General features: G+C 46.9%; 13 protein-coding genes. 3 read left to right on the top strand and 10 right to left on the bottom strand.

Translation table 11 applies throughout. The features are described from left to right. Nucleotides 1-273: 273 nt before the first annotated feature. The 5 genes from V8Q34_RS07575 to V8Q34_RS07555 form a co-directional block, all read right to left on the bottom strand. Complete coding sequence (locus tag V8Q34_RS07575; RefSeq protein ID WP_335835172.1) at nt 274-2,259, bottom strand: alpha-glucuronidase family glycosyl hydrolase; 1,986 nt, start codon at nt 2,257-2,259, stop codon at nt 274-276. Nucleotides 2,260-2,272: 13 nt separating this feature from the next. Further along, nucleotides 2,273-4,573 carry a glycoside hydrolase family 88/105 protein gene (locus V8Q34_RS07570; RefSeq protein WP_335835171.1) on the bottom strand — a complete coding sequence of 767 codons (2,301 nt, stop codon included), beginning with the start codon at nt 4,571-4,573 and terminating at the stop codon, nt 2,273-2,275. 6 nt (nt 4,574-4,579) lie between these two features. Further along, complete coding sequence (locus V8Q34_RS07565; protein WP_255785541.1) at nt 4,580-5,440, bottom strand: carbohydrate ABC transporter permease; 861 nt, start codon at nt 5,438-5,440, stop codon at nt 4,580-4,582. Beyond that, the gene (locus tag V8Q34_RS07560; protein ID WP_033141498.1) at nt 5,427-6,332 is read right to left on the bottom strand and encodes a carbohydrate ABC transporter permease; all 906 of its coding nucleotides are present in this window, start codon (nt 6,330-6,332) and stop codon (nt 5,427-5,429) included. The genes V8Q34_RS07565 and V8Q34_RS07560 overlap by 14 nt, the downstream gene beginning before the upstream one ends. A gap of 70 nt (nt 6,333-6,402) precedes the next feature. Then, a complete protein-coding gene (locus V8Q34_RS07555) occupies nt 6,403-7,764 on the bottom strand; it encodes an ABC transporter substrate-binding protein (RefSeq protein ID WP_227210949.1) in 1,362 nt (453 codons plus the stop codon). A 193-nt stretch (nt 7,765-7,957) separates the two neighbouring features. Here V8Q34_RS07555 and V8Q34_RS07550 point away from each other — a divergent pair, with 193 nt between their 5' ends. Next, entirely contained in the window at nt 7,958-9,736 is a 1,779-nt protein-coding gene (locus tag V8Q34_RS07550; protein ID WP_227244856.1) for a sensor histidine kinase, read from the top strand. Then, a complete protein-coding gene (locus V8Q34_RS07545; protein WP_227210948.1) occupies nt 9,730-11,253 on the top strand; it encodes a response regulator transcription factor in 1,524 nt (507 codons plus the stop codon). Before V8Q34_RS07550 ends, V8Q34_RS07545 begins: the two co-directional genes overlap by 7 nt. A 320-nt stretch (nt 11,254-11,573) precedes the next feature. Here V8Q34_RS07545 and V8Q34_RS07540 read toward each other — a convergent pair whose 3' ends face one another. The 4 genes from V8Q34_RS07540 to kduI are packed head-to-tail and all read right to left on the bottom strand — an operon-like array spanning nt 11,574 to nt 14,802. Beyond that, nucleotides 11,574-12,359 (bottom strand): DUF7402 domain-containing protein, encoded by a 786-nt coding sequence (locus V8Q34_RS07540; RefSeq protein WP_033141501.1) that lies wholly within the window; start codon nt 12,357-12,359, stop codon nt 11,574-11,576. A 23-nt stretch (nt 12,360-12,382) separates the two neighbouring features. Then, the gene (locus V8Q34_RS07535; protein ID WP_244805709.1) at nt 12,383-13,021 is read right to left on the bottom strand and encodes an RpiB/LacA/LacB family sugar-phosphate isomerase; all 639 of its coding nucleotides are present in this window, start codon (nt 13,019-13,021) and stop codon (nt 12,383-12,385) included. A gap of 59 nt (nt 13,022-13,080) precedes the next feature. Further along, the gene (locus tag V8Q34_RS07530; protein WP_244805708.1) at nt 13,081-13,881 is read right to left on the bottom strand and encodes a gluconate 5-dehydrogenase; all 801 of its coding nucleotides are present in this window, start codon (nt 13,879-13,881) and stop codon (nt 13,081-13,083) included. A gap of 57 nt (nt 13,882-13,938) precedes the next feature. After that, nucleotides 13,939-14,802 carry a 5-dehydro-4-deoxy-D-glucuronate isomerase gene (gene kduI / locus V8Q34_RS07525; protein ID WP_244805707.1) on the bottom strand — a complete coding sequence of 288 codons (864 nt, stop codon included), beginning with the start codon at nt 14,800-14,802 and terminating at the stop codon, nt 13,939-13,941. A gap of 195 nt (nt 14,803-14,997) precedes the next feature. Here kduI and V8Q34_RS07520 point away from each other — a divergent pair, with 195 nt between their 5' ends. Beyond that, nucleotides 14,998-15,861, top strand: a complete 864-nt coding sequence (locus V8Q34_RS07520) for an AraC family transcriptional regulator (RefSeq protein ID WP_103730961.1) — start codon at nt 14,998-15,000, stop codon at nt 15,859-15,861. Between the two features lie 117 nt (nt 15,862-15,978). On the opposite strand, the gene V8Q34_RS07515 is transcribed toward V8Q34_RS07520, so the two are convergent. After that, nucleotides 15,979-16,206 carry an HPr family phosphocarrier protein gene (locus V8Q34_RS07515; RefSeq protein ID WP_033141505.1) on the bottom strand — a complete coding sequence of 76 codons (228 nt, stop codon included), beginning with the start codon at nt 16,204-16,206 and terminating at the stop codon, nt 15,979-15,981. Nucleotides 16,207-16,231: the final 25 nt, after the last annotated feature.

The following is a 16,231-nucleotide window of genomic DNA, read 5'->3' as shown; positions in this document are numbered from 1 at the left end:
ATTCCGCAAATTTTTCACTATTTTTTGATTTTGGCTTTCTACCTATTATACCCCATTCCATCTACTTTGTACATCTGACTTCCTAAAACATAGGCCAAAGCTTGTCTGCATCTGCTGTTCACTCCGGGCCCGGAAGCACGCTTTGCAATATACAGATATGGAACATTCTGCTCCTTATCACGCTGGCAGCTCCCAATCCTCTGTACACAAGATAAATAAAAAAATCCTTCTGCCGGAAACATTTCTGTTATCCGGCAAAAGGATTTGCATATATCAGAAGATTTCTCTTCCCTGTTCGTCGGGAATCATGGATTTTCTGTAGAAGAAGCTGTTGATCACATCGCACCATTCCCGGCTGTTTTCAGCCTGGCGCGTGAACCGTTCCTTAACTCTTAAGAAAATGTGCTGCGGGATTCTGCCCTCCAAAAGTTCCCAGTCTTTCTGCATCTGCAGGACCTGTTCGTGTCCCTCAAAATGACTGTCATAAATGTGCTGTATCAATGTCTTTCCGGAATGCAGCCGGTATGTGTAGGGAACACGGTGGAAAAACAAAAGCAAATTTTCCGGGCAGGTTCCCTTTTCTCTGAACAGGGCAGCATTTTTCTCAAAATACTGTTCGCTGTATCCGGTCCCCCCTGCGCTTCTGTCAACGCCCACTGCCAGGTGGTCGGCTCTGTGGTAGGTACCCCATTTGGAATATTCGTATCCCTCGGGATTGGGACCGTAATGATGTGCGGGGTTCACCATAAAACCGATTCCAAGAGGCGCAGTGTATTTTTCATAAACCTCTCTGGAACGAAGAAGGATATCTGAAATACTCCTGTTCACGTCGCTGTCTCTGCTGATCTGCAGGGAAATCCACTCGCTGGCGATCTCCTCTGCGGATAGCCGCGGATCAAAGGCCAGACGTCCGAATCCGTACAGATTGGCGCCTGCCAGGTCATGGCCTGTCCAGTTGGCATCCCTTCCTGTGTTGGCTACTGCTGCCATACCGCATCTTTGCTGTCCGAATGTCCTGCCGGAAATGATATCCGCCACTGTGTCCTCCGGTTTTCCACATCCCGTGGAGAAATCCAGCACTTCTTTCCACATAGGAACCAGATAACACACATCGATCTGCTGTCCTGTGTACTCCTGGGCGATCTGAACTTCCAGCATCTGGTTTGTATGCTGCAGACCCCCGAAAAGAGGATGGACAGGTTCTCTCACCTGGAAATCAATGGGTCCGTTTTTAATCTGGAGAATGACATTATCATCGAATTTTCCGTCCAGAGGCATGAAGTTGTCGTATCCGGCACATGCCCGGTCTGTCCTGCGGTCACGCCAGTCCTGCTGGCAGTTGTACACAAAACATCTCCATATGATGGTCCCTCCGTACGGTTTAACCGCGCGGGCCAGCATATTGGCACCGTCTGCATGGTTCCTCCCGTAGGCAAAGGGTCCGGGACGTCCTTCGGAATCCGCTTTTACAAGAAAACCTCCCATATTGGGAAGCCGTCCGAAAATTTCGCCGCATTTTTTCTCCCACCAGTCTTTTACTTCTTCCTTCAATGGGTCTGCGCAGGAAAGCCCGCCCAGAGTCATGGGTGCTGCAAAATCAATGCAGAGATACATGGAAATCCCGTACTGTGCAAAAATATGGGAAATCTGCTCCAGTTCTTTATAATGCCTCTCTGAGATAAGCCATTCTGCACCGTTACGCACATTCACATTATTAATAGAAATTCCGTTGATTCCAACAGAGCAGAGCAGTCTGGCATAATCTCTGATCCGCTCAGTCACACAGACTTTCCCGTTTTCATAAAAAAAGGATCTTCCTGCGTATCCCCGCTCAATGCTTCCATCTATGTTGTCCCACTGATTCAGCATCCTTACAGGATTCGACGGTATCTCCCGAATAGAAACGCCGGTGATCTCTTTTCCGGAGGATACCATAAGAAGAAGGCGGAATGTTCCGTATAAAAGCCCGTTTTCTTTTGCCGCGCGTATATAGATCCTGTCTTCTTCCTCTGTGATCTGATACCCTTCTTTTCCCAGATTCAGGGCCGGATTCAACTCTAATATAAGCCCCGCTTCCTCTCTGTTTTCTCCTCTTCTCACTGTGATAGAAAACAGTTTTTCGGCTGCTGTCTTTATTTCTCTGAGTGCGCTTTCAACCAGCACTCCGTTCTGCTGTGTATACACAGATTCAAAATACTTCTTATCTTTTTGATTTTCTATCGGTTCATATGCAAGCCATGCCTGCTCCCAGTTGCACATAGTTTCCTCCTAATCACTCTTCTGTGAGGTAATGTTTTAATCTGTCTGTCTCCACGCCTGCCAGCATAACGATACCGATTCCATGAGTATCGTTGAAATTCCATTCCAGGGCTCTGTAATACTCCCGTTCATAGGACCAGCCTGAACCCTGGCAGACACCGTATAGATTTCCCTTCCTGTCTATGGCCTTTTTCGCCAGACCGTTCCAGGCCCTGAACACAGATTCAGCAAAATCTGCCGTCCGTTCTTCCGGCAGCAGCCCATAACGAATCCCTCTGGACATGGCGCAGATGAACATGGCTGCAGCAGATGTCTCCTGGTAGGTATCCCTCTCGTCCAGAATCTGATGCCAAAGACCGTCCTCATCCTGGAGCTCCAGATAGCCTTCACACAGATCATGGAAATAAGACACAAGTTCCTCCCGCATAGGTACATCCGGATTCTCCCTCATGAGCAGTTCACTGAGTGAAAAAACTACCCAGCCGTTTCCCCTGCTCCATGGGATCATATTCGCATGTTCAAATTCCAGTTTATACATGTGGGACAAAATGTGCCCGCTTCCCTTCACAGCACGCGGTTTGAAATAAAAATGCTTCTTATATAAGAGCAGTTGTCTGACAGCTTCCTCTATGGCATTGTCATCATGAAAAACTTCTGCGTACCTGATCAAAAAAGGAACACTCATATACATATCATCAATCCACATGCTGTTGTCTCTTCTCTTAAAAGAGCCGTCCGCATTTCGGATCTGTTCTTTTAAAATATATCTGCCGATTCTGCCGGCAATCCTCTGTACTTCTTCTTTAAAATATCTGTCTTGTTCCCCGGCGTATGTTTGAACATTGCTTTTGGCTATGCCGCAGCGGGGCGCACGCCGTATGTCCGGGGGAGTTTTCTGACATGCTTCCATGCAGTTCAGAAGGTATTCCAGCATACAGGAACCGAATGACCCACAGTCATCCAGGGCGTCCATCCAAAGAAGCTGCTGGTTGACACCGGGAAATCCGTATTTTTCCCGGTCATAGACTGCATAACGGTCAGCCATGACCACCATTTCTATGGAATCACGCACGTATTTTATCAGTTCCTGCATCTCATAATACAGACCTGTCTGCAGCATTCCGTACAGAGTCACCCCCAGGGGATATGTCCAGCGGCCGAACAGACAGCTCTCTGCAAAGGGACGGATAACAACAGATGGATATTTAGTTCTCCAGAAAACACCGGAATCAGATATCCGGAAGGGCTTTGTAAGAAATTCCCGTCTGTCGGGGATCCAGGTCATCAGTGCCTCTTCCGCCCGGCAATCCAGAGGCCCCAGAAAGAGAACATCACCGCAGTTTCCCTTTGCCTCCACCGGAATACGACATTCCCAACGGCTGTTTTCCCAATCAGGACAGGTCATCCCGCATGTTCGTTCCTCTGTGCGGATCAACCAGGATATCTGGCAGCAAGCGCGGAAGTGCTCCTGATATGGTTTTCTGCAGCATCTCGATTCCTTATCATCCGCATCCATCCTGCATCCATCTATCATAACTGCTCTGATACACGGATTCTTTTCTTTTTGCTCCCTCAAAAAGCGTATCAGCTCTTCCCACGCCTTTTTCAGGTCCGTACCCGGTACAGCACCTACCTCTGTCCATGCAAACCATATCTGGCCCGCTTCCTTCCAGGGTAATCTGGGGACGTCTGCAGCCGGCAGCCAAACTCTTTCTGTCTCCTTCTCCGTTTTTTCCCAGAAGGATTCCCTGAGAAAAAAATTCACGGCTGTTTTCTCATCCGCCTCCTCTGCTTTCAACAAAGTAAAGTTAAAACCAGCCTCTCCTCCCCTCTCCTCAAAGGGCATAAGATAAGAACATGGCTCCCACTGAGGCATTTTATTGGTCAGCGTACAGCAAAATCCTGCTTCTTTTCTGGAAACAAGGAAAAGCCGGTTCATCCCTTCATGCAGTTTGGCCGTCAGTTCATATTCTCCCGCTCCCGGACAGAGAAGTATCAGCTCCCGGTTGAGATATACTAATGTCCGGCTCTCACACTTCACCAGGAAACGGCTCATTTTCCCTTCCGGGCACCACATTTCACCGGCTGCTGCCCCCCAGTCCCCCAAAAGGGCCCCGGGAAACTGCTGCTGAAAATCCAGGACTGCGTCCCCGTTCTTTCTCCTTCTGGCCCCATTTTCATGGAAAGCCCTGAGAAGAAAGGGCATGGGCGGATGATTTCCCATAAACCGGTACGCCATTGTGCGCAGCACGGCTTCTGTGTCATCGCCGTATATATAATGCATGCTGTCTGTTTCGGATATGTAGCTCTTCATATATTATCATCCCTTTAATCCGGAGGTTGCAATTCCGTCTGCCAGATATTTCTGGAAGAAAATGAAGATCAGTACAATAGGCACGATGGAGAGAGTCGCCATTGCGAACATTGCGCCATAGTCCGAGGAGGAGCCGGGATCGCAGAACAGTTTCAGCGCCAGGGCAACCGGATACATGGCAGCATCATTGATATAGAGCAGCGCTGACATAAAGTCATCCCATCTCCACATAAAGGAAAAGATACCGCCTGTGATCAGTGACGGAGCCATCAGCGGCAAAATAATACGGAAGAAGATCCCGTAATAGGAACAGCCGTCAATTTTGGCTGCCTCATCCAGCTCTGTAGGGATACCCTCTATAAAGTTCATCATAAGATATACAAAAAATCCCTGGATGGCAAAGAAAAACGGAATGATAAGGGGCGAAAAACTGCCGACCCAGCCCAGTTTTTCATACCACAGATACTGGGGCACCATAAGGATCTGTCCCGGCAGCATCATAGACGCCAGCATGGCGCCGAATAAGATCTTCTTGCCCCTGAACTGACATCTGGCAAATCCGTATGCCACACATGCGGAAGATGCCAGGGTTCCTATGGTTCCCACAACTGCTATGAAAAGAGAGTTTTTAAAAAATGTGCCAAAGGATACGCCTGCAAATCCTCTCCAGCCATTGGCATAATTCTCCAGTGTGAATTTCTCAGGGATCAGGCTTCCCGCTGTTGTAAATATAGTACTGGTTTCCTTAAAAGAGCTCATGAACATCCAGCAGAGCGGATACAGCATGGCTAATCCGAAACCGCAGACTAAAACATGATAGACAACTGTTCTTATATTCTTCGTTTTCACAATCTCACCCCTGTTCATATACCCAATATTTTTTGGTCTTAAATAACACAAATGTTATCACTGCAATAATTCCCAGCATAACCCATGCCATTGCGGAAGCATAACCGGATTTGCTGAAGGAGAAGGACTGCTGATACATGTACACCGCGTAGAATAAAGTGGTATCCATTGGTTTTCCCTGTGTGATGATCAAACTCTGTGTAAATGCCAGGAATCCGTTGATCATCTGCATAACCAGATTGAAGAAGATCGTGGGAGTCAGAAGCGGCAGGGTAACACGGAAGAACTTTGTCACCTTGCCCGCGCCGTCCACGTCTGCTGCCTCATACAGAGATTTCGGAATCTGTTTTAATGCGGACAGGAAGATCAGCATGGAAGAACCAAACTGCCAGACAGCCAGCAGGATCAGTGTCCAGATCGCTGTTCTGGTGTCACTGAGCCATGCAAAGTTGGTGTCAATCCCGAATATTCCGAGAATGCTGTTCACAACACCGTCGGGTGCGAACATTCTCTTCCATAAAATAGCTACAGCCACTGAACCGCCGATGATGGAGGGCAGATAGTAGGCTGCACGGTAAAATCCCGTAGCCTTTGTGGGTTTCACCAGTATCATTGCCACCAAAAGGGCAAAAATAAGCCTCAGCGGCACAGACACCAGCGCGAAATAAAGGGTAGCCTTGATGGAATGCCAGAACACTTCATCATTTGTAAACATATCTATGTAATTTTTCAGTCCCACAAACTCCGGCGGTGACAGAATGTCGTAGTCACAGAGCGAGTAATAAAAAGAGATTCCCATAGGTATGATCAAAAACACCAGAAATCCTATAATAAAAGGAAGACAGAACACAACTCCCGCTGTCTTTTCCTTATTTAAAAACTTATATAATCTTTTGCTAGTAGGTTTCAAAATCTTCTCTCCTTTCCAAAGGCAGAAAAAGGGCTGCCGCCGTCCAAAAGACTACAGCAGCCCTGATTATTTATTGATGTTCCGCGTAAATTTCGTTTGCGCTGTTGAAATATTCCTCCGCAGCCTTCTCGGAAGTATATTCCCCGTATTTCACCTTCTCTTCCAGTTTCCTTAACAGATCCTGGGCCTCACTGGTTCCCTCCGGTGCCAGAGGAGGCAGTGCACTGGAATTCGGAGTGATGACATCTGTGATGAATGCAGCATTTTCCTGGTCTTCCTGGCTCAGCAGAGGCATGATCTCCTCAGCGATCTTGCTGGATACCGGGATACCTCTCTCTGCAAGAAGAATCTTGTAAGCTTCTGAAGAGTTTGTAAAGTAATTCAATACCTTCACTGCCTCTTCCGGGTTCTTGGTATCAGCGCTCACACAATAATACATACTGGGTTTTACATAGTTTGATTTTTTCGGGTCTGTGGAAGGAATTGTTGTGATGGCTATATCGGTTCCCTCCGGAGCTGCTGTCTGGTAAGCGGTCAGCATGGCAGATCCGTTGATGGTACACCATGTCATGTTATCAGGATTGGAGCCGTATACCATGGGGTCCTCCTCCACACTGGCTGTATCGGCAGCCTGACTCGGGGAGATGTGCCATCCTTCTTTTACACCGTTCTCAGAGATTTTAAAGTAATCCACATAATCCTCTGCGCTCTTGCCGCCAAGCTTGTCAACCACCTGGATATCATTTGCCCTTGCGTAAACTTCCATGTACATTCCGTAGTGGATCAGGTTTGCACGGTAGCCTGATTTCTCATAAACCTGTTTCGCGATCTCAATGAACTCATCCAGAGTCATATTGTCCTTTACAGTAATCCCCAGTTCATCAAGCAGTGTTTTATTATAGAACATACAGGAAGAACTGGTTCCGGATGCAACACCGTAAATCTTGTCTCCTACCTTGCCCATGTTGATCGCGTCCTCAGACAGATTGGAGGTATCCAGGGTTCCGTCTTCAATATATGGTGTCAAATCTAATAGCTGGCTCTTGTCTACGTACTGCTGCAGATATGACATATCCATCTGAATGATGTCCGGCATTTTTTTGCCTGCGGCTGAAGTAGCCATTTTACTCCAGTAATCGTCCCACTGGAAAAACTGTCCTTTGACTGTGGTTCCCTCTTCCTCTTTATATTTATCCAGCACCTGCTGTGTACGCTCATTTCTTACCTGGTTTCCCCACCAGGCCATGGTCAGTTCCCCTGACGCTGCTTCCTCTTTACTTCCGTTTCCGCCCTTATCTGATCCGCATGCTGTCATGGAAACTGCTGCCAGCGCACATGCCAGTGCCGCTGCTGCTGCTCTTTTTAAAAATTTCCTCTTCACCTGTTTTTCCTCCATATTTTCTTTTGAGAAGCTCCTCTTGATGTAACTCATTATATAATGGTTTCCCCCGGATGAAAATTGATAAAACTTACTTCTGCGCTCAAAAAACATACCTGCGTCCGCAAAAAAATTACTTTACCTGTAAAAAATTGACTTCCCGCATTTTTTCCGGGCAAATCAATTGCGCTTTTACTTTTATTTTAATATAATTTTTTTATCATTACATATAAGAAGGGCGTAAACCATGAAAAAAATGGGAAGATTACAAAGCATGTCCCTGAAACATAAAATTCTGGCTGTTATCCTGACAGGATTTCTGGTCCTGTTTCTGGCAGGTATTGTCAGTCTGGAGTTTGTATCCAATTCTTATGAAAAGAAACTGTATAATTCCATAGCGGCTTCCCTTACAGACTCCGCCCTGGAGATTTCTGACCAGTTAAAATACATAGATACGATCGTAGACTCCATACTGGCCAACCAGACCATACAGGAAAGTCTGGACCGGTCAGGCAAAAGCACACAGAATTCGGAAAAACAGCTCTGTTTCAACCAGGTATATTCCACACTGTGTGATTATTTCTTTATTTTCAACAGTGACGCCATCTCTTATATTTCCGTGATGCAGGGGGATGACGTTATCAGTACCTCCAACCGGAAATTTCAGACAGTGCCGGATTCTGTGCGCAGTAAACTGAAGCGGACAGCCTATGACAACCAGGGCGCAACGGTGACTGTCACGGACTACGGACCTGACCACGGTATTTTCTTAGTGAAAGAACTGCGTAAAATAGAAGGGCTCAGCCTGGATACTCTGGGTGTACTTATTATAAATATAGATATGAATGCGTTCATATCCGCAACCACGGAGGCCAGCACGGAATTTGAGGATATTTCTTATTATCTGTACGATGACAACAGCCTCATCTTCAACGACAGTGCGCTGTCCCGCAAAGAATCCGCAGAGCTGTATGATAAACTGCGGGGAGATTATGATGTGGTCACCCTGAAACATGAAAAACTGTTTGCGGTAAGCGGTCTGATCCCCACCTATGGATGGAATTACATCTGTACTGTCTCCTACAATTCCATCTACCAGGCTATCACTCTTTCCAGCCAGTCCTTTTTCCTCATCATGGTATTGGCTGTGATACTGGTGGGGATTTTCAGCACCAAACTGGTCTTTGCCCTATTCAGGCATTTTGACCGGCTGATCGAGAATATGAAACAGTTCGGAGAAGGAAAATATGAGATTGCCGTGCCCCCGATAGAATACCGGCAGGACGAGATAGGGCTTCTCTACAAAAATTTCGACACCATGGTGGAAAAGATCAATACTCTGATCAATGAGAATTACATCAACGAACTGCTGAAAAAAGAGGCGCAGATCAAGGCAATGGAGAGCCAGATGGACCCCCACTTTCTGTACAATACCCTGGATTCCATCAACTGGCGGGCACGCATGATCAAATCAGAAGAGATTTCCCGGATCACCACAGCCCTCGGCAATCTGCTGCGCCTGTCCCTTGGCAACAATTCCAGGGATTTCACACTGCGCCGGGAACTGACCCTTGTGGACAATTATATTATCATACAGAAAATACGCTATCAGAAACGGCTGGATTTCTCTGTGGATATTCCTGAGAGCCTTCTGGACATTCCCATTCCCAAATTTACTCTGCAGCCGCTGCTTGAAAATGCCATACGCTACGGACTGGAAGAATCCTCCGAAACCTGTTATATTACCATTACTTCACGGACAGAGGACGGCACATTGATTCTGAAGATCATGAATACAGGCTCCTCCTTCGAGGAAAATTTCATGGAGAAGCTGCTGGACGGAGAGATACAGCCCCATGGATTCGGAATCGGAATCCTGAATATCCATAAGCGGATACAGATGACTTACGGCAGTGCCTACGGACTGCGTTTATATACGATAGAAGACGAAGAGACTTACGAGGAATGCGCGGCAGCGGAGATACGCATTCCCTGTACACAGAAAGAGGAGAGCAAGCCATGTTAAAATTACTGATCGTGGACGACGAGGAAATGATCTGCCAGGCCATCGCCAATATCATTGACTGGAAATCTTACAATATCCAGCTTGTCGGAACCTGTACCGATGGTGTGGAAGCTTATCACACCATTCTGGATGAATGCCCGGATATCGTGATAACAGATATCCGGATGCCCGGTATCTCGGGCCTGGAACTGATTGAGAGGATCAACCGCACGGATTTATGCACACAGTTTGTGATCCTCTCCGGATACGGAGAATTTGAATATGCGAAAAGAGCTATGAAATGCGGCGTCCAGCACTATCTGCTGAAGCCCTGCACGGAGACGCAGATCATTGACTGTATTCAGGAGGTCACAAAAGATTACTATAAGGTCGCATTTGCAGGGGACTTAAAACCGGAGCAGGACAGCCGGGCCTTTCATAACCTGCACAAAACCCTGATTCGGAATATGATACGGGAAGGAATCTCCGGCACGCAGGTGACGGATACCTTTTTCGATCTGTACGAGCATTACATCAACCTGACAGATGTGCCTTATCAGTTCTGCAGTGTCTATTATCTGGAAGAGAAAAATCTGGCAAGGTGTCTGGAACGTTTTGATGATTACTGCCGGAAAAATATGCCGGAGGTGGAGCGCTACGCTGTCTATATACAGAATGTACTCCTGGTCTTTTTCCCTAATTTTGAAACCTCTTATGTGCAGCTTGACAGCTTTTTCAAGTCTCTGGACTTTCCCGGCCAGACCGTATCCGTGGAATACAGCCGCATGAGATACACGGACTTGAAAACACTGCTCACCGTGCTGATCAAAAAGCTGAAACGGTATGACATTCTCTATTTTATAGACGGCACAGACGCGGTTCCCAATTTTAACTACGGACAGATCGTAGACCGGGTGAACAGGCTGGTGCCTGTGCTGGCGGATAAAAATGCCATGGGCAGGGAAGACACCGTGGCAGAGCTTAAGAAAATCCTCTCCGCCATCTCTAATAAGGACTTTCTGCTGCAGCTCTGCGACAATATTATTATTTCCCTGGGAACACAGCTTCCCTCCCACACGCTGCCGGAGATCACGGATTTCCTGTATCAGCTCCACAAGGAGGAGGACGCGGTCAGCATAGCGGACGCGGTGCTTAATCATATCAATAAGCTCTCCGAAGTGCAGTCCTTTAACACCAAACAGTACAGCCCCTTTATCTCGCGGCTGATTGACTATATCTATGAGCATTATTCCAATCCTGATCTGACGCTGAAATGGATCTCTGAGAATTATCTGTATATGAATGTAAATTATGTAAGCCGGTGCTTTACAAAGGAGACAGGGGAAAAGTTTTCCGGATTTCTTATGAAACTGCGGGTGCAGAAGGCAAAGGAAATTTTGTCCACACGGGATAATGAACAGATTCAAAATGTGGCGCAGCTTGTGGGGTGCGGGAATACGCCTTATTATTTCAGTAAGATTTTTAAGAAGTGTACAGGGCTTACGCCTTCGGCTTATGTGAAGAAGATGAGTAAATAATAATGATTCAGTTACGGAAAAAGGGGCTGTCGGGAAATCAATGTCAATAAGTTAAAGTAACATCTTCAAGAGCAGATTATACAATGTATGACCTGCTCTTTTTTTGTAATAATTCAAAAAAAGCTTGACAAATCACTCAAATTTTGCGGCGAAGCCACTTAAATATACGTTTATTTAAGGAGATATCTGTTTTATTTGTCGTGCAAAAAAATGGTCAAAAGCTTAAAAACTACTTTTGACCATTTAATCAGTGAGGCTTGAATCAATATCTGTAGGCTTAACTTATTGACATTGGTCGGGAAATAGACAGCCCCTTCCAACTACGCCTCCGTCCCATACACCTCCAGCTGAACAAGTGCCGGAAATGGGGATGGTTCCTCTGATTTTATCAATTCTCCTATCTGCAGCCATTCTATTTTCTTTTTCTCAAAAGTAAATTCCTGGGCTTCTCCTGTCTTTTTCAGCTCCAGTTCCATGGTGCTGCCGTCAGAAAAGGTGACTGTGGCCTTTTTCCACCAGTTATCGTGGGGATAGTCCGCTCTTGTGTAAAGAATGATGCGGTCAGCTTCCACCGTCCGTCCAAACTCCAATTTTATGGCTGCGTCTGCACGCTGGTTGATTCCCCAGGACTCATACGGCCATTCTCCGTGGCAGGCTGCTGCAGTGATTCCGTCAATGGCGTTCATGGCAGCGAAGACGGACTCGCCTCTGGTCTCCACATTGGCTGACGCGTGGGGGTAGCAGTTCGTCTCCCCGTGGCAGTCATTTATATTCAAAGCCAGGTTCCTGTATGCCTCATACTCAAAGGAATAGGCTTTGCGGATGTGGATCAGGTGTTTACTGCCGGAAAAGGTCTTGGGTGACATATTGACACGCTTTTCCCCAAAAGGTATCTTATACCACATATTTCCTGTCAGGTAAACCAGGGAGTGCCCTCTTGCATCATCCAGGGACAGCCAGTAAAAGGCCGGCAGTTCAGCCGCTTCCACAACGATCTGGTCCCCTTCTCTGTATTCGGCGGAGTAGGGAAGGTTTACTTCCCTCTCCCCACGGGCTACTGCCAGTGTGAAGCCGTTTTTATCCTGTACTTTTAAACTTATTGACATCTCATACCTCTGCTTTTTTATGTTCAGTCCAGTATCTTCTTTACTGCATCTGCAATCTTGTCACACTTGCAGTCTGCAAAGAAATATTCCCGGAATTTCTCACCACCCAGGGCTCCTCTTACAAGCTCCCGGTCCAGATTCTCCAGAATTTCGGGAAGGTCTCTGTATGTGACTTCTTTTACCTTGTCCAAAATCTGTTTGTTGCGTTTTTCCGGAACTGCCCGTTCTCTCGGGTATCCCTGACCGCTTTCCTCAACAAAAAGCTTCTCAAAAATATACTGGAGATTCAGGTCACCGCCCCATCCGAATCCCTTTGCAAACGGAATGGCAATGGCATTGCCGTCATTGATCTGGGCAAAGGTGTATGCGTCCAGAGCGTCCTCCACATGGCCGCAGATGACTCCCGGGAAGGAATTACAGGCCAGCATGGCTCCCTCTCCTGTGCCGCAGCCTGTGATGACATAATCAGCCGCGCCGGAATTTAACAGAACCGACGCAAGGATTCCCACCTGCACATAGGTGAGCTGGCAGTCATCCTCTGCGGTATACATACCGTAGTTACGGACTTCATGGCCCATTGGCTCCACTACTGTTTTCAGCGCACTGCAGATCATTCCGTTTTTAGCTGCCTGGCTGTTTTCATTTATTAATGCGATTTTCATGATTTTTTACTCCTCACTTGATGAATGGTTCGTAACGATTGAAATTTATCTGTTTTCTGTCACGGCTGTTTTCCAATGTATGCCAGAATGCCGCCGTCCACATAGAGAATATGGCCGTTTACAAAGTCGGACGCATCAGAAGCCAGGAAAATAGCAGGTCCCATCAGGTCCTCCGGGGTTCCCCAGCGTGCCTGCGGTGTCTTTGCAAGGATGAACTGGTCAAAGGGATGTCTGCTTCCGTCCGGCTGTGTCTCTCTTAAAGGTGCTGTCTGAGGTGTGGCAATATAACCGGGGCCGATGCCGTTGCACTGGATATTGTATTCGCCGTACTCGGATGCAATATTTTTGGTCAGCATTTTCAGGCCGCCTTTTGCTGCAGCGTAGGCGGAAACTGTCTCGCGGCCCAGCTCGCTCATCATGGAACAGATGTTGATGATCTTGCCGTGTCCCTTCCGGATCATACCGGGAATCACCGCCTTAGACATAATAAACGGGGCGTTTAAGTCAATGTCAATCACCTGGCGGAACTCCTCTGCTTTCATCTCTGTCATGGGAATCCTCTTGATGATACCGGCATTGTTCACAAGAATGTCAATGGTGCCCAGTTCTTTTTCAATGTCAGCCACCATATTTTCAACCTGTGCCTCATCTGTCACATCACAGATATAGCCTCTGGCCTCAATGCCTTTTGCCTTATAGTCCGCCAGCGCCTTATCCATGTGCTCCCGGCCCCTGCAGTTAAACGCGATTTTGGCGCCGGCTGCCGCATAAGCCTCTGCAATGGCAAATCCTATGCCGTAAGCTGCTCCTGTCACGAGGGCAACTTTTCCCTCTAAAGAAAATAATTTATTTGTTTCCATATGGAATCTCCTTTCTGTTTTCCGGTCTGCTTTCCTATCTGTATTTTCAGCCTGCTGTTACAGAATGTCCTCATTTCTGATACCGTCCATGTCATCAAAATCCTGGTTCTCGCCTACCATTCCCCAGATAAATGTATAATTCCTGGAGCCCGAACCTGCATGGATAGACCAGCTGGGGGAGATCACAGCCTCCTCATTTCTCATGACAATATGCCTTGTCTCCTGTGGTTCTCCCATATAGTGCATAACAAAGGCATCCTCCGGCATATCAAAATACAGATACACTTCCATCCTTCTGTCATGGGTGTGGCAGGGCATGGTGTTCCACACACTTCCCGGTTCCAGGCTTGTCATTCCCATTTCCAGCTGGCAGCTCTCCACCTGTCCCGGAAGAATATATTTGCAGATGGTCCTATGGTTGGACTGCTCCAGACTTCCCAATTCCACCTTGTTCTCCTCTTTTATGATTACCACGTCTTCCTCCGGCGTTCCCTCACGCTTTATGAGCACTGTGGGATAAGAAGTGTGGGCAGGCGCACTGTTGATGTAGAACTTGGCGGGATTTTCCTTATCTGTACTGGAAAATGTGATATCTCTTTTTCCCATGCCAATGTACATGCCTTCCCGCGGTGCCACTTCAAAGGTTCTGCCGTCAACACAGATGCGGCCCGGACCTCCGATATTGATCACGCCCATCTCACGTCTCTGAAGGAAATATTCCGCTCTTAACTCCTGGCCTGCCACCAGCTTCAGTTCTTTTTCTGCCGGGGTGGCGGAACCTGTGATGATCCTGTCAATGTGGCTGTATACCAGTCTGATCTCATCGGGTACAAATACATTCTGTATTAAAAATTCTTCTCTGAGGCGCTGGGTTGTATAGTGTTTTACATCTCTTGGTGATGCTGCTGTTCTGAGTTCCATTGTGATTCCTGCCTTTCTTTTGCTTTCCCTGGAGCGTGCAGATCGTCGGAATGGATTTTCAGACACGCTCTGAATCTTTATACCCATCTTATCATGACAGATTTTCTGTTTCCTGTGTTTTTCTTTCAGAAATCTTGCAAATCTTACACTGATATCTTATACTGGAAGATATTAATGATCAAAGGAGGAACCGTCATGAAACTCTGCAGTTCCTGTAAGGAGGGCATCCGCTCCTGTATTGAAACGCAGACCTTCTCCGCTGCGCATCTGTACAGCTATGAAAAGCCCATGGATATCCACATCCACGACTGCTATGAAATCTATTATTCTGTCTCCGGCGGAAAACAGTTTCTGATTGATAACCGGTTTTATAATTTTAATCCCGGAGACATTTTTTTCATTAACCAATATGAGAGCCATTACCTGTCCCAGGTTGACAATGTGAAGCATGAACGGATCATTGTATCCATCTATCCCGATTACCTGAAACGATGCTGTACCGGAAAGACAGACCTGAATTACTGCTTTACCTGCAGAAATACCAACTTCGGACACAAGATATCCCTGTCCCCGGAAGAACAGAAACGTTTCCTGTATTTCATACATAAACTGTCGGAGAACGAAGGCTATGGACAGGATATCCTGGACCATGCCGTCTTTCTTCAGCTTATGACCTTTTTAAACGGTATTTTTTTGCAAAACTGCGACCATGACCTGCCCAGGCATGAACCTGCCGGAAGCCATCATGAACAGATGGACGCCATCCTTTCTTACATTAACCAGCATATTGCGGAGGATCTGAGTATTGAGCGGCTGGCAAAACATTTTTATATCAGTACCTCTTATCTGTGCAGGATATTCAAAAGTGAGACGGGTACCACTATCAACAAATACATCACAGCCAAACGTATCACTCTTGCCAAATCATACCTATCTGAGGGGTATTCCGTCACAGATGCCTGCATCCGCTGCGGTTTCGGGGATTACAGCAATTTCCTGAAATCTTTTACAAAGGCAGTGGGTATTTCCCCGAAAAAATACGCTCAGTTTTCTGCGTAAAAAAGCCCTGCCTGCGCAGCAGCAAGGGTCAGCCCCTTGCCTACTTGACAAGGGGCCAATCAAACTGCTATGCAGACAGGGTTATTTTCTTTTGCGGGACAAGGGGAATCTCTCTATTTACGCAGCATACGTACGGATCAACTGCTCCAGATTTCCAATTCCTTCATCTGAATAGATTTTCAGTTCTACTTTCTTTCCTGCACCGATCGCCATCATTCCCATAATGGATTTGGCATCTACCATATAGCTGCCACAGCAGGCATCAATCTGGAAGGGCGCCTCAGATACTTTGTTGACAAACTTCACAATTTCGTCGATTTCTTTAAAACAGACCTGCACACACATAAAATCATTCTCCTTTTTTTAATCT

This window comes from Blautia sp. JLR.GB0024 (assembly GCF_037000545.1).
Classification (GTDB): Bacteria; Bacillota; Clostridia; order Lachnospirales; family Lachnospiraceae; genus Blautia; species Blautia celeris.
The sequence above is the reverse complement of the archived record's forward strand: the minus strand, read 5'-3'. Positions and strand labels throughout refer to the sequence as shown.

Coding starts and splice junctions, on each gene's coding strand:
- V8Q34_RS07575 (WP_335835172.1), bottom strand. CDS start 2,259: ATGTGCAACTGGGAGCAGGCATGGCTTGCATATGAACCGATAGAAAAT.
- V8Q34_RS07570 (WP_335835171.1), bottom strand. CDS start 4,573: ATGAAGAGCTACATATCCGAAACAGACAGCATGCATTATATATACGGC.
- V8Q34_RS07565 (WP_255785541.1), bottom strand. CDS start 5,440: ATGAACAGGGGTGAGATTGTGAAAACGAAGAATATAAGAACAGTTGTC.
- V8Q34_RS07555 (WP_227210949.1), bottom strand. CDS start 7,764: ATGAGTTACATCAAGAGGAGCTTCTCAAAAGAAAATATGGAGGAAAAA.
- V8Q34_RS07550 (WP_227244856.1), top strand. CDS start 7,958: ATGAAAAAAATGGGAAGATTACAAAGCATGTCCCTGAAACATAAAATT.
- V8Q34_RS07545 (WP_227210948.1), top strand. CDS start 9,730: ATGTTAAAATTACTGATCGTGGACGACGAGGAAATGATCTGCCAGGCC.
- V8Q34_RS07540 (WP_033141501.1), bottom strand. CDS start 12,359: ATGTCAATAAGTTTAAAAGTACAGGATAAAAACGGCTTCACACTGGCA.
- V8Q34_RS07535 (WP_244805709.1), bottom strand. CDS start 13,021: ATGAAAATCGCATTAATAAATGAAAACAGCCAGGCAGCTAAAAACGGA.
- V8Q34_RS07530 (WP_244805708.1), bottom strand. CDS start 13,881: ATGGAAACAAATAAATTATTTTCTTTAGAGGGAAAAGTTGCCCTCGTG.
- kduI (WP_244805707.1), bottom strand. CDS start 14,802: ATGGAACTCAGAACAGCAGCATCACCAAGAGATGTAAAACACTATACA.
- V8Q34_RS07520 (WP_103730961.1), top strand. CDS start 14,998: ATGAAACTCTGCAGTTCCTGTAAGGAGGGCATCCGCTCCTGTATTGAA.
- V8Q34_RS07515 (WP_033141505.1), bottom strand. CDS start 16,206: ATGTGTGTGCAGGTCTGTTTTAAAGAAATCGACGAAATTGTGAAGTTT.